Below are 13,074 nucleotides of genomic sequence, written 5' to 3'. Positions count from 1 at the left end.
TTCCGCCAGATCACGGGCTCTTCCATGATACCGCAAGGAACCGTGAAGCAATGACCGCCAGCGACCTGACAGACCGCCGCTCGGTCACGGCCGAGCTGGCGCGCCGCGAGGCCATGCTGGAGACGATCGGCTATGCCGCCACGCGCATCGTCGGCGGCGGCGACTGGCAGGCGGGGATCCAGGATCTGCTGGCGCGCCTGGGGAAGGCCGCCGAGGTCGACCGCGTCACGCTGTTCGAGACCCATAAGGGCCCCGAAAACGAGATGGTGCAGAGCTGCCGCTACGACTGGTGCGTCGCGCCGCTCAAGCCCATCAGCGGCGATCCGCGCTACCAGAACATGCCGATCAAGGATCCCGACACGCCCGACGACGACGAGTTCGACGATTGGGCCCGCCGGCGCCAGCGCGGCGAGGTGATCCAGACCGTGCGCAGCGCCACCTCGGGCTATACGCGCGAGGTGTTCGAGGAGCATGGCACGCTCTCCTTCCTCTCGGTGCCGCTGACCGCGGGCGGGCGCTGGTGGGGCTTCCTCGGCTTCGACGATTGCCGCACCGAGCGCGCCTGGACCGATGTCGAGATCGACGTGCTGCGGACGGCCGCGGCCCTGATCGCGGGCGCCATCGAGCGGAAGCAGACCGAGGCGGAGATCGCGCGCCAGCGCGAGGCGCTGCATCAGAGCGAGAAACTCACGGCGCTGGGTTCGCTCCTGGCGGGCGTGGCGCATGAGCTCAACAATCCGCTCTCGGTCGTGGTCGGGCAGTCGCTGCTGCTGGAAGAGGCGACGCGCGATTCCGCCTTTACCGGCCGCGCCCAGAAGATCCGCTATGCCGCCGAGCGCTGCTCCAAGATCGTGCGGACTTTCCTGGCCCTCGCCCGCCGGCGCGAGCCCGAGCCGCGGCCGGCGCAGCTCAATGCGATCGTCGGCATGGCGGTCGATCTCCTGGGCTATCAGCTCCGCACCTCGGGCGTCGAGCTGACGCTCGATCTGGCGCCGGATCTGCCGGCGCTCATGGCCGACGCGGATCAGCTCCACCAGGTCGCGACCAACCTGATCGTCAATGCCGAGCAGGCGCTGGCCGAGAGGCCGGCACCGCGCCGGCTCAGGATCTCCACCCGGTTCGACAAGGCGCGCCAGGCGCTGCGGCTGGTGGTGGCGGATAACGGCCCCGGCATCGAGCCCGAGATCCGCTCCCGCATCTTCGACCCCTTCTTCACCACCAAGCCGGCGGGGCAGGGAACCGGGATCGGACTCTCGCTCTGCATGACCATCGTCGGCACCCATCGCGGCTCGATCACGCCGAGCGAGACGCCGGGTGGCGGCGCCACCTTCACGGTCGAGCTGCCGCTGGCGGGCCTGCCGGCGCCCAGGCCGGCACCGGCGCTCGAAGCGAGGTCCCCCGACGGCGAGCCCAGCCGGCGTATCCTGGTGGTCGATGACGAGGTCGAGATCGCGGAAACCCTGGCGGAGATCCTGAGCGACCTCGGGCACCGGGTGGAGATGGTGTCTCAAGGAGAGGCGGCGCTGAATCAGCTCAAGGCCGGGCCGTTCGATCTGATCCTGAGCGATCTGAAAATGCCGGTGCTGGACGGGCCGGGCCTCTATGCCGCGCTCCGGCGCGACCATCCCGCCATGGCCGGGAAGATCGCGTTCCTGACGGGGGACACCCTGTCGCAACATCAGGGCGAGTTCCTGGCCGAGACGGGAGCGGCCTGTCTCGAGAAGCCCTTCACGCCGGACGACGTGCGCCGCTTCGTCGGCCATCTGCTGCAGCAGGCCCGCTGACCGAAGCCGGGCCGAAATGAAAAACCCTCTTCCCCGGGTCGTGGGGAAGAGGGTTTGGCAGATGCGGCTGCGGCCGCTGTGGCGTCAGGGGGCCCTGTGCCCCTGAGGTCGCCATCAGCTCCGCCAGAAGGGCTTCAGCGCCTCGCGATAGACGTCGGCCTTCGAGATGCCGATGTCCCGCAGGGTGCGCTCGTCGAGGTTCGCCATCATCTGGCGCTCGTTGCTGCGCGTGAACCAGCCGAAGACGTACTCCAGGCCCGACATCAGCGACGACACCATGCCGTATTGGTTCTGCGATTGGAAAAGATGGTCGTTGGATTGAACAGCCATGTTGATCTCCCTTGTCTGGCGCCGGCCCCCAGCGGCGATGTCCGACATCGTCCCCGGTCCAGCGCGTCGGAGAGGAATTTGGTCTCCCCGCGTTGCAGCATGGTGTCTGGCAACCGGAAATCGTGTTTCTATTGTTGCAGGTTTGGTTGCTTCCCCGGCCTTCTCTGAAACAATAGGCAGCCGGGCGACCCCTCGGGCATGATTGGCGACATGCGCGGGCCCGAAATCCCAGGAACGGCAGGATGGCTGGCCAAGCCGCCAGAATCAGGGATTTATGGCCCTCTGGGCCGGAATTCCGGCCGACTCCCAGGAATATTGTCGCCCTCCAATCCCGGCCGTGCATCGCGGAGGGGATTTGGGTAATGTGTCAGCGCTTCTGGCGGAAGTTTGGAATTGCCGAACGGGCCCGGCGATCGGCAACGGACCTCCCGCCTCGATGCGGGGTTGTCAGGAAGCCGGCATCGGGAGGGGACGCGTGTCGTGCCGGCGGCGGCGATTCCGGCGCTGACGAGACCAGTGGGATCAGGGGATGGATGGCAAGACCCGCCTGTTGATCGTGGATGACGATCCGGACGTGCAAGGCACGGTTCGCGAATATTTCGAGATGCAGGGATTCGCCGTCAGCGTCGCCGGCGACGGGGCCGCCATGCGCCAGGTCCTGGCCGCCGAATCCATCGAAGTGGTGCTGATGGATCTGCACCTGCCGGGGGAAGATGGCCTGGCCCTGACGCGCGAGCTGCGCGCGAAGGGCGGCATCGGAATCGTGGTGGTGACGGGCCTGGGCGAGACGGTGGACCGGATCGTCGGGCTGGAGATGGGTGCCGACGATTATGTCACCAAGCCGTTCGATCTGCGCGAGCTGCTGGCGCGGGTGAAGAGCGTGCTGCGGCGGGTGCGCACCGGCGGCGTCACGCGCGCCGCGACCCCGACCGCGGCCATGGAGAAGATCCGGATGGGGCGCTGCACGCTCGATGTGGCGTCGCGCAAGCTCTATGACCCGAACGGCGAGGAGATCGCCATGACCAGCATGGAATTCGACCTGCTGGTCGCCTTCGCCAAGAATCCCAACCGGGTGCTCAGCCGCGACCGCCTGCTCGAGCTGGCGCATACCCATGGCGAGGAAGTGTTCGACCGCAGCGTCGATGTCCGCATCGCGCGGATCCGCAAGAAGATCGAGGTCAATGCCGAACGCCCCGAGGTGCTGAAAACGGTGCGGGGCGTCGGCTATATGTTCGTCCCCGACAGCGCGGCCTAGGTCGCAGGGCCCCGCCCTGGGCCTGCCGGCAGGGCGGGCCTCATTTCCTCGGATGCATGACGAAGACGCCCCGGTTCGAATCGTATTGGGGCGCTTCGCAGCTCCCGAGGCCGATCGCGGCCGCGGGCAGCAATCCCCATCCGATCAGATTCAAGAGCCGTCGGCGCGAGACCGCCGGTCCGTCGGCGTGCGGACGCACGGTGCCGGGCTCTTCGAGCTGCGTGTCGATCATCGGTGAACCCCATCCCTCATGCCCGCACGCTAACGCGGAACTTCCCTTGCTGTCACGGGGGCATGCGCCGGACCGACCGGTCCGGCACCCGATATCAGAAAATCATCCATCGTTGACGGAATGTCAGAAAACTGACAGTCTTCCTCGCGCCTCAACCGATCGGACCGCCGCCCGCCATGAATGCTTCCGTCCGCCAAAGGCTGAACGACGCGCTGGCCAAGGCCACCAAGGCCGAGACGGCGATCGCCAGCTATATGCTTTCCAATCTGGGCGAGATGCCGTTCGAGACCGCCGCCACCCTGGCCCAAAAGATCGGCGTCAGCGAGCTGACGGTCGGCCGCTTCTGCCGCTCGATCGGCTATAAGCGCTTCAAGGATCTCAAGACCGATCTCAAGGCCGATATCGGCGACCGGCCCTGGCTGATCGGCGACCGGTTGCGCGAATTCCAGCGCCGCAGCCGCAGCGGGGCCGACGAGTTCGCCAAGGGGCTGGAGCTCGAGATCGCCGGCCTCGTCAAGGTCTATGAGATGGCGCATACGCGCGAATGGCAGCGCGTGGTCAAGCGCCTCGCCCGCAAGCCGCGCGTCTATGTGGCCGGATTCCAGACCGAGCGCGGCATGGCCGCGATCTTCGCCCATCAGCTCCAGTATCTGCGCGACGGCGTGCAGCTGCTCGATCTGGCCGGCGGCAATTTCGCCGAGCTGCTGCTGTCGGACCGGCGCAACTCCTGCCTCGTGATGTTCGAGGCGCGGCGCTATTCGCGTCTTGCCAAGCTTCTGGCGCAGAAAGCCCACGAGGCCGGCATTCCGACCACCCTCGTTACCGACCCGTTCTGCGACTGGGGCCGGGGGGTGGCGGACGAGATCCTGATCGTGCCGACCGAGTTCAACCTGTTCTGGGATTCGACGGCGCAGATGGCCAGCCTGGTCAATCTCCTGGTCAACGGCGTCTTCAACGAGCTCGGGCCCGACATCGAGAAGCGGATGAACGATGTCTCGGCGCTCTACAGCGCCTTCATCGGCTATGTGGGGGAGGTATCCGGTCCCGAGAAGTGAAGGCTTGTCTCGCCAAGGCCCCGACAAGAGGGCCGCTGGAAAATGGAAAAATCACATCATCAAAGGGAGGTAAGAATGGAAAGATTGTCTCGCAGGCGTCTCTTGGCCAGCACGGGCCTGGCCGTCGTCGCCGGCATGGCGATGACGGCGATGCCGGCACGCGCGGCGGACGCGGAAGCCGTCTTCGTTGTCGGCAGCAACGAGGTCGGCACGCCGACCTATAACCCGATCAAGGCCGGCGTGCTCAATGTCGCGACCGCGCTGATCTACGATCGGCTGGTCGTCCAGGACGCCGATCAGAGCTACCATCCGCATCTGGCGGAATCCTGGGATGACGCTGCGGACGGCATGAGCTGGGTGTTCCGTCTGCGCAAGGGCGTCAAGTTCCATGACGGGGAGCCCTTCGACGCTAAGACCATCGAATGGTGGATCAACGCCTATCGCGGCACCGACAACGAGTACATGGTGGCCGGCATTGATCATGTGGAGGTCATCGACGACCACACCGTCAAGTTCGTCATGGCGCATCCCGATTCCAACATGCTCTTCAATCTTTCCAGCACCTTCATGGCGATTCCGTCGCCGGCGGCCTATAAGCGGCTGGGCGACAATTTCGGCGTGACCGAGGCCGTCGGCACCGGCCCCTACAAGCTCGAGAGCTTCACGGTCGGCCAGGAGACGGTCCTGGTCCGCAACGACGACTACAATTGGGGCAGCGAGCTTTCGCAGAACAAGGGTCCCGCCAAGCTGGCGAAACTGACCTTCCGCGAGATCGCCGAGCAGTCGACGGCCTTCCTCGAGCTCAAGACCGGCGGTGTCGATCTGCTGATGGGCGTGCCGACCGATTTCCTCTCCCAGCTCGAGGCCGAGCCGAATATCGCCGTCCTGACCATGCCGGGCCTCGACGTGATGTATATGCCGATCAACACGACCGCCGAGCCCTTCACCGACATCAAGGTGCGCGAGGCGACGGCGCTGGCGGTCAATCAGAAAGAGATCCTGGCCAGCATCTATGGCGGCATCGGCCTGGAAGCGCACAACTTCCTGATCAGCTCGCTCAAGGAATCGCAGGTCGATCCGAAGTACAACATCAGCTACAACCCGGAGAAGGCGAAGGCCCTGTTGGACGAGGCGGGCTGGAAGGCCGGCCCCGATGGTGTCCGCTCGAAGGACGGCAAGCCGCTCCATGTGAAGCTCTGGACCCAGAGCGACACCGAGTTCAAGCGCGTGACCGAGGCGGTGCAGGCGCAGCTCAAGGCGATCGGCATGGATGCCGAGATCACCGTGTTCGATTCGAGCACGATCCGCGACCAGTACAAGAAGAACGAGCATCAGCTCGCCGTGCGCAGCTATGAATGGGGCAACGCCGACATCCTCGACTGGTTCTTCAGCGGCGAGCGGCTGGGTTATCCCAACGTCTCGATGTGGAAGGATGCGAAGTCCGACGAGCTCGACAAGATGGCGCTGGAGGGCTCGAAGACCTGGGACGAGCGCGTCAAGAATTTCACCACCTATCACGAGTACCTGCTGTCGCAGTTCGTATTCGCGCCGATCTACCAGCCGGTCCAGAACGTCGGCTACAACAAGGAGCGGCTGAAGCTGCCGGAGAAGGTCCGCGGCACTTCCTTCGAGGGCCAGTCGATCCTCGACGTCGAAGTGATCGGATAGCAAGGCTCCCTGGCGAGAGGACGGAGACCGGGATGTTCACCTACATCGCGCGGCGGCTTGCCGCCCTCATCCCGGTCTTCGTCGTCGTCTCGCTGATCATCTTCCTGATCATCCATCTCGTTCCGGGCGACCCGATCGACAGCCTCCTGAAGATCGGCGCCACCCCTGACCAGCGCGCGGTGCTGACCGCGAAGTACGGGCTGGACCGGCCGCTGCCCGAGCAATACTGGCTCTGGATCAGCGGCATGCTCTCGGGCGATTTCGGCACCGCCATCGTGATGCGCCGCCCGGTCGCCGATCTGGTGCTGCAGAGCCTGCCCTACAGCCTGACCTTGGGCGGCCTGGCCCTGCTGTTCTCGACCATGCTCGGCATCTCCACCGGCGCGCTCGCGGCGAGCTTCCAGAACTCGCGCCTCGATCACGGCGTCATGGGGTTGATCCTGCTGGGCTCGACCGTCCCGACCTTCTGGCTGGGCCTGCTGCTCATGCTCCTATTCGCGGTTCAGCTCGGCTGGTTCCCGGTCTCGGGCGCCAAGAGCTGGAGCTCGCTGGTCCTGCCGGTGCTCACCATCGGGCTCGGCGGCACGGCGCTGGTCGCGCGCATCACGCGTGTCGCCATGATCGAGACGGCGCGCAAGGATTTCGTGCTGCTGCTCCATGCCAAGGGCCTGTCGCGCCGGGCCATCCAGATCCGCCATCTGCTGCGCCACGCGCTGCTGCCGGTGGTTACGATCCTGGGCTTGCGCATCGGCTGGATCCTGGGCGGTGCCGTGACGGTCGAGTTCGTCTTCGCGCGGCCCGGCCTCGGCACGCTGCTGATCCGCGGGCTTGCCCAGCGCGACTATCCGGTGGTCCAGGGCTGTCTCCTGATGCTGGCGATCGCGGTCATGCTGGGAACGCTCCTGGGCGACATCGTCCAGGCGGCGATGGATCCCCGCGTGCGGGAGGAGGCCACGGCATGAGCCTCACCTGGGCCGCCGCCAACCGCAGCCCGGTCGTGCGGGCGATGGCGACGCCGCGGGGCCTGCTGCCGGCCCTCTATCTGGCGCTGGTCGTGCTGCTGGCGATCTTCGCGCCGCTGGTCGCCCCCTATGCCTATGACGCCCAGAACCTCACCATCGTCAACCAGCCGCCCTCCATGGCCCATTGGCTCGGCACCGACGAGTTCGGCCGCGACGTGCTCTCGCGCGTCATCTATGGCGCCCGCACCTCGCTCAGCGTCAGCGTGACCTCCATCGGTGCCTCGGTCCTGGTGGGGCTCTGCCTCGGCGCCATCAGCGGCTATCTGGGCGGGCTGCTCGATCGCGGCGTGACGGCGGCGGTCGACCTGACCTGGTCCTTCCCCGAGATCCTGATCGCACTCATCTTCGTCGCCATCATCGGACCCGGCCTCGAAAGCACGATGCTGGCGATCGCGATCGCCTATCTGGCGCAGTTCACGCGGCTCACGCGCAGCCAGATCATGGCGCTCAAGCGCGAGACCTATGTCGAGGCGACGGTGAGCCTCGGCGCCGGCCATGGCCATATCATCTTCCGCCACCTGGTCCCCAACGCGCTGGCGCCGGTCATCGTCGCCGGCATGCTGGCGACCGGCGATGCCATCATCCTCGAGGCCACGCTGGGCTATTTCGGCTTGGGCGCGCAGCCGCCGACGCCGAGCTGGGGCGCCATGATGAGCAGCGGCTCGGCGCAGATCTTCATTGCGCCCTGGATCATCATCTTTCCGGGGCTGGTGGTGGCGCTCACCGTGGTCGCCATCAATCTTTTCGGCGATGCCCTGATCCGCGCGCTCGACATCCGCGCCCGGCTCCGCGACGTGTAGCCCCCGATGCTGCTCTCGGTCGAACGGCTCTCGGTTTCCATCGGCCCGGCCCGGCCGCTCGACGATGTCGGCTTCGCGCTGGCGCCGGGCGAGATCCTGGGCATCGTCGGAGAATCGGGCGCCGGCAAGTCGCTGACCGCCATGGCGGTGATGGGGCTCCTGCCCCTGATCGGCGGGCGGATCGACGGCGGCGCCGTCTGGTTCGACGGCGTCGATCTCGCGCGCCTGCCGGAAGAGGATTACCGCAGGCTGCGCGGCCGGCGGATGGCGCTCATCATGCAGAACCCGATGACCTCGCTCGATCCGATCACGCGGGTGGGCGAGCAGATCGACCAGGTCTCGCGCCTCCATATGGGGCTCGACCGGATCGCGGCCCGCGCCCGCAGCATCGAGCTGATGGGTCAGCTCAAGATCCCGGAGCCCGCGGCGGTCCATGATCTCTATCCGCATCAGCTCTCCGGCGGCATGAAGCAGCGGGCGGTGATCGCGATGGCGCTGGCGGCCGATCCCGAGCTGATCGTCGCCGACGAGCCGACCACGGCCCTCGACGTCACGGTCCAGGCGCAGATCATCCAGCTCCTGGTCGAACTGGTGCGCGATCGCGGTCTGTCGCTGATGCTGATCACCCATGACATGGGTGTGGTGGCCCAGGCCTGCGACCGGGTCGCGGTCATGTATGGCGGTCGCGTGGTCGAGCGGGGGCCGGTCCAGGCGATCTTCGCCCAGCCGCGCCATCCCTATACCAAGGCGCTGATCGGCTGCATCCCGCGGGCGGGGATGGCGCCGGGCGCGCTCAAGGGGATTCCCGGCACGGTGCCGAGCGTGAGCCGCTATCCGAGCGGCTGCCGTTTCCATCCGCGCTGCCCCCAGGCCCAGCCGCTCTGCCAGGAGACCGTGCCCGTCCTCGACGGCGGCCCCACCGGCGACGGCGTCGCTTGCCATTTCCCGAACGGGCCCAGGCCATGAGCGCGCTGGTCACGGCCCGCGACCTCACCCGCCGTTTCGGCAGCCGGCGCGGCCTCTTCGGTCGCGAGCGGACCATGATCGCCGTCAACGAACTCTCGCTCGATGTCGAGCGCGGCCGGGTGGTGGGGGTGGTCGGGGAATCGGGCTGCGGAAAATCCACGCTCGCGCGCCTTATCCTGCGGCTGATCGAGCCCAGTGCGGGCGGCGTCACCTTCGATGGCGTCGATCTGATGACGCTGCCGGCGAAGGAGCTCCGACTCCTGCGCCGGCGGATGCAGATGGTGTTCCAGGACCCCTATTCGGCGGTCGATCCGCGCTACCGCATTCGCGACGCGCTGCTTGAGCCTTTCCAGGTTCAGGATTTGCGCCCCGCCGATCCGGAGGGAACGGTCCAGGGCCTGCTCGAGATGGTGGGCCTGAATCCCGAATTCGCCGACCGCTATCCGCATCAGCTCTCGGGCGGCCAGAAGCAGCGGGTGGGGATCGCCCGGGCGCTGGCGCTCAAGCCTTCCTTCCTGGTGCTGGACGAGCCAACCGCCTCGCTCGACGTCTCGATCCAGGCCCAGATCATCGGCCTCCTGGAGGGGCTGAAGCGCGAGCTGGGGCTGACCTATCTCTTCATCTCCCACGATCTGGGACTGGTGCGTTATTTCTGCGACCAGGTCGTGGTTATGTATCTCGGGCGCATCGTCGAGATCTTCCCGCGCTCGGCGGGGGCCCCGCGCCACCCTTATGCGCGGGCCCTGCTCGACAGCAGCTTCGAGCCGGATCCGACGCGCCGGCGCAAGATCGAGCGGCTGACGGGCGAGGTGCCGAGCGCCTTCGACCTGCCGCCCGGTTGCGCGTTCGCCGGCCGCTGCGGCCGCGCCACCGATCTCTGCCGTCGGGTCCGGCCCGAACTGGTGGCCCTGTCGCCCGACGAAAGCATCGCCTGCCACCATCCCTTGAATTCCGCCGCAACCGCCTGATCAGGAGCCTGAGCCATGTCGTTCACCGTGCTGAGCGCCGAATTCGCGCATGAGACCAACACCTTCAGCATCCGCAAGACGGAATACAGCAACTTCATGGACCGCTACGGTTATTTCGGCGAGGACGCGATCAAGGAGCGTGGCGACGCCAATACCGAGCTCGCGGGATTCTGCGACGTGGCGCGCCGGCAGGGATGGAAGCTGCTCCATGTGCTGAGTGCCTCGGCCGAGCCCGCCGGCTTCGTGGTGCGCGACGCCTTCGACCGGCTGACCAATCCCATCCTGTCCGCGGCGCGGGAGAAGCGGAGCGAGATTGATGGGATCCTGCTCAGCCTGCATGGCGCGATGGTCACCGACTTCAACGAGGACGGCGAGGGCGAGCTGCTGCGCCGCCTGCGCGAGATCGTGGGCCCCAAGATGCCCATCGCCATCACGCTCGATCTCCATGCCAATGTGACGCGCGCGATGTGTGATCTCGCAAACATCATCGTGTCGTATAAAACCTATCCGCATATCGACATGCGCGAGGCCGGACGGCATGCGGGCGAGATCCTGCACCGCACGATGAAGGGCGAGATCAACCCGCGCACCATCCGCGTGCATCGGCCGATGCTGGACGAGATCAATGGCGGGCGCACCGACATCGGGCCGATGATCGAGCGCGTGGCGCAGGCCCGCGCCTATGAGAAGCAGCCGGGAGTCTATGCCGTCAGCATCAATTCGGGCTTCGGCAATGCCGACATCAAGGAAGTCGGGCCGACCGTGCTGGTCACGGGCGAGGGCGATCTGCGGGCGCACCAGGCCTTTGCCGAGCGGATCGCAGACGATATCTGGGAAAAGCGCTTCGACGTGCTGAACCGCTATTACTCGGTCGAGGAAGCGGCCGCGATCGCCAGGGATTACCGCCGCACCACGGGACCCATCATCATCGCCGACTATGCCGACAATCCGGGCGGCGGCGGCTATGGCGATTCGACCGAGCTCCTGCGCGCCATGCTGGCCGCCGGCCTGCAGAACGCCTGTTTCGGGCCGATGGTCGATCCGGAAACGGCGCTGGCCCTGCGCCGGCACAAAGTGGGGCAGAATGTCCAGGTCTGGCTCGGCGGCAAGACCGACGCTCGCTTCGGCGGCGCGCCGCTCAAGCTCGAGGGCCGTCTCGAGCTCGTCAGCGACGGCGACTATGTCGGGGACGGCCCGATGGTGGGCGGGCTCAATCTGAGCTTCGGCCCCTCGGCCGTGCTGCGCGTCGCCGGCATGGCGATCCTGGTGACGACCGAGCCGGCGCAGATGCTCGACCTGCAGCAGTTCCGCGCCTTCGGCATCGATCCCGCGAGGCATGACGTGGTCGGGCTCAAATCGATGCAGCACTTCCGCGCCGCCTTCGAGCCGATCGCGGGCAAGGTCATCGTCTGCGACAGCGGCGCCCTCTGCACCACGCATCTGGAGAAACTGCCCTACAAGAACGTGCCGCGCCCGATCTTCCCGCTCGATCGCGATCTGGCGATCTGACGGGCTTCGGCCGCCGGCCTTCCCCGAGGGCGGACACATCATGGGAGTGACGGGCATGGAAGGGATCGCGGGCTATGGCGTCCAGGGCGGCCATCTGACGCTGGATGGCCGCGACCTGGTGGCGCTGGCCGAGGAATTCGGTTCGCCGCTGTTCCTGTTCTCGGAGCGGCGCCTGCGCGCCAACGCCGCCGCCTTCCTGGCGGCCGCCCGCGGCGGCCATCCGAGAAGCACGGTCTGCTATGCGAGCAAGGCCTGCTCCAACGTCAATATCCTCAGGATTCTGCGCAGCGAGGGTCTGGCGATCGAGGTCAATTCCGGCGGCGAGCTCTTTAAGGCGCTGAAGGCGGGGTTTGCGCCGGCCGAGATCGTTTTCAACGGCGTCAGCAAATCGACCCATGAGCTGGAATGGTCGATCGAGCTGGGGATCAAGGCCATCAATGTCGATTCGGTCTTCGAGCTGGAGCGCATCGCCGCCATCGCCTCGGCCAAGGGCCTCCGGGCCCGGGTCTCGCTGCGCCTGGTGCCGAGCCTGACGGGCGGGGCGGTCGCCTCGATCCAGACCGGCAATGCCAAGACCAAGTTCGGCATGACCCCCCAGGACCTGCCCGCGGTCCTGCGCCTCTTGGCCGACCACCCCGCCGCGCTCGATCCCGTCGGCATCCATCTCCATATCGGCTCGCAGATCGCGGAGACCGCGCCCTTCCTGGGGGCGGTCGAGTTTGCGGGCGGCGAGGCGCGGCGGCTCGCCGCCGCGATCGGCCGGCCCTTCGAGCATGTCAATCTGGGCGGCGGCTATCCGGTCGATTACCGGCGCCGGCGCGGGAACGACGCGCTGATGGACCGCTATGGCGCGCCCGATCGCGCGGCCTCGATGGTGGCGGGAGTCGCGGCCGCGATGCATCGCCAGCTGGGCGGCGAGACCGAGCTGCTGTTCGAGCCCGGCCGCTCGATCGTCGGCGACACGGCGGTGCTGCTGACGCGGGTGGAGAACCAGAAACATCGCGGCGAGCAGCCCTGGATCTTCCTCGACGCCGGCTACAACCTGCTGCTCGATGCGGCGGTGGTGCGCTGGTATTTCCATATGGCGAGTGCCAGCCGCGCGAACGAGACGGCACTGACAGAGTTCCGCGTGGTGGGACCGCTCTGCGATTCGGCCGACTGCTTCTATGACGTCGAGGGCGAGTATCTGCTGCCGAAACTGAAGAAACGGCTGGGCGGCGAACTCGACGAGGGACTCGCGGCCGAGATCCTGCATCTGCCGCCGACACGCCAGCTGCCGGCCGCGACCGCTCCCGGCGACCTGGTCGCGATCTTCGATGTCGGCGCCTATACCCTGAGCGAGATGTTCGCCTATTGCGGCCGCCCGCGGGCGGCCGCCCTCCTCATCGGCCGGGATGGCCGGATCTCGCAATTGCGCCGGCGCGACAGCTATGAGGATCTGCTGGCGCATGAAATGGCGCCGGCGAGCCCATGATCCGGCGGCGC

12 protein-coding genes and 2 pseudogenes are annotated in these 13,074 nt (G+C 66.9%); 12 read left to right on the top strand and 2 right to left on the bottom strand.

Annotation, left to right across the window (positions count from 1 at the left end):
- Positions 1 to 50 precede the first annotated feature (50 nt).
- On the top strand, positions 51 to 1,784 hold the full coding sequence (locus FRZ44_RS20335) for a hybrid sensor histidine kinase/response regulator (RefSeq protein ID WP_191908211.1): 1,734 nt from the start codon (positions 51 to 53) through the stop codon (positions 1,782 to 1,784).
- Between the two features lie 114 nt (positions 1,785 to 1,898).
- Here FRZ44_RS20335 and FRZ44_RS20330 read toward each other — a convergent pair whose 3' ends face one another.
- On the bottom strand, positions 1,899 to 2,114 hold the full coding sequence (locus tag FRZ44_RS20330) for a DUF1127 domain-containing protein (RefSeq protein WP_151178899.1): 216 nt from the start codon (positions 2,112 to 2,114) through the stop codon (positions 1,899 to 1,901).
- Positions 2,115 to 2,643: 529 nt separating this feature from the next.
- Between FRZ44_RS20330 and FRZ44_RS27685 the strand changes: the two are divergent.
- The 3 genes and pseudogenes from FRZ44_RS27685 to FRZ44_RS27675 form a co-directional block, all read left to right on the top strand.
- Positions 2,644 to 2,931, top strand: a pseudogene (locus tag FRZ44_RS27685) (response regulator); the annotation flags it as partial.
- Positions 2,905 to 3,010 (top strand): annotated as a pseudogene (locus FRZ44_RS27680) (DNA-binding response regulator); the annotation flags it as partial. The pseudogenes FRZ44_RS27685 and FRZ44_RS27680, both read left to right, overlap by 27 nt.
- 41 nt (positions 3,011 to 3,051) lie before the next feature.
- A complete protein-coding gene (locus FRZ44_RS27675; protein ID WP_456077628.1) occupies positions 3,052 to 3,369 on the top strand; it encodes a winged helix-turn-helix domain-containing protein in 318 nt (105 codons plus the stop codon).
- Between the two features lie 40 nt (positions 3,370 to 3,409).
- Here the strand turns inward: FRZ44_RS27675 and FRZ44_RS20320 are convergent, their stop codons facing one another.
- Positions 3,410 to 3,601 carry a hypothetical protein gene (locus FRZ44_RS20320; RefSeq protein WP_151178897.1) on the bottom strand — a complete coding sequence of 64 codons (192 nt, stop codon included), beginning with the start codon at positions 3,599 to 3,601 and terminating at the stop codon, positions 3,410 to 3,412.
- 176 nt (positions 3,602 to 3,777) lie between these two features.
- Here FRZ44_RS20320 and FRZ44_RS20315 point away from each other — a divergent pair, with 176 nt between their 5' ends.
- The 8 genes from FRZ44_RS20315 (at position 3,778) to lysA (ending at position 13,063) form a co-directional block, all read left to right on the top strand.
- Positions 3,778 to 4,656 carry a MurR/RpiR family transcriptional regulator gene (locus FRZ44_RS20315; protein WP_151178896.1) on the top strand — a complete coding sequence of 293 codons (879 nt, stop codon included), beginning with the start codon at positions 3,778 to 3,780 and terminating at the stop codon, positions 4,654 to 4,656.
- A 75-nt stretch (positions 4,657 to 4,731) separates the two neighbouring features.
- Positions 4,732 to 6,324: an ABC transporter substrate-binding protein gene (locus FRZ44_RS20310; protein WP_151178895.1), complete on the top strand. Its 1,593-nt coding sequence runs from the start codon at positions 4,732 to 4,734 to the stop codon at positions 6,322 to 6,324.
- Positions 6,325 to 6,356: 32 nt separating this feature from the next.
- Positions 6,357 to 7,286 carry an ABC transporter permease gene (locus tag FRZ44_RS20305; protein WP_151178894.1) on the top strand — a complete coding sequence of 310 codons (930 nt, stop codon included), beginning with the start codon at positions 6,357 to 6,359 and terminating at the stop codon, positions 7,284 to 7,286.
- Positions 7,283 to 8,146, top strand: coding sequence for an ABC transporter permease (locus tag FRZ44_RS20300; protein ID WP_151178893.1), 864 nt, complete (start codon positions 7,283 to 7,285; stop codon positions 8,144 to 8,146). The genes FRZ44_RS20305 and FRZ44_RS20300 overlap by 4 nt, the downstream gene beginning before the upstream one ends.
- Positions 8,147 to 8,152: 6 nt before the next feature.
- Positions 8,153 to 9,112, top strand: coding sequence for an ABC transporter ATP-binding protein (locus FRZ44_RS20295; RefSeq protein ID WP_151178892.1), 960 nt, complete (start codon positions 8,153 to 8,155; stop codon positions 9,110 to 9,112).
- The gene (locus tag FRZ44_RS20290) at positions 9,109 to 10,080 is read left to right on the top strand and encodes an oligopeptide/dipeptide ABC transporter ATP-binding protein (protein ID WP_151178891.1); all 972 of its coding nucleotides are present in this window, start codon (positions 9,109 to 9,111) and stop codon (positions 10,078 to 10,080) included. The genes FRZ44_RS20295 and FRZ44_RS20290 overlap by 4 nt, the downstream gene beginning before the upstream one ends.
- A 15-nt stretch (positions 10,081 to 10,095) precedes the next feature.
- Positions 10,096 to 11,589: a M81 family metallopeptidase gene (locus FRZ44_RS20285; RefSeq protein ID WP_151178890.1), complete on the top strand. Its 1,494-nt coding sequence runs from the start codon at positions 10,096 to 10,098 to the stop codon at positions 11,587 to 11,589.
- Between the two features lie 55 nt (positions 11,590 to 11,644).
- Positions 11,645 to 13,063, top strand: a complete 1,419-nt coding sequence (gene lysA, locus FRZ44_RS20280; RefSeq protein ID WP_191908210.1) for a diaminopimelate decarboxylase — start codon at positions 11,645 to 11,647, stop codon at positions 13,061 to 13,063.
- Positions 13,064 to 13,074: the final 11 nt, after the last annotated feature.

It is taken from the genome of Hypericibacter terrae, from assembly GCF_008728855.1.
In the GTDB taxonomy this organism is placed as follows: domain Bacteria; phylum Pseudomonadota; class Alphaproteobacteria; order Dongiales; family Dongiaceae; genus Hypericibacter; species Hypericibacter terrae.
The sequence above is the reverse complement of the archived record's forward strand: the minus strand, read 5'-3'. Positions and strand labels throughout refer to the sequence as shown.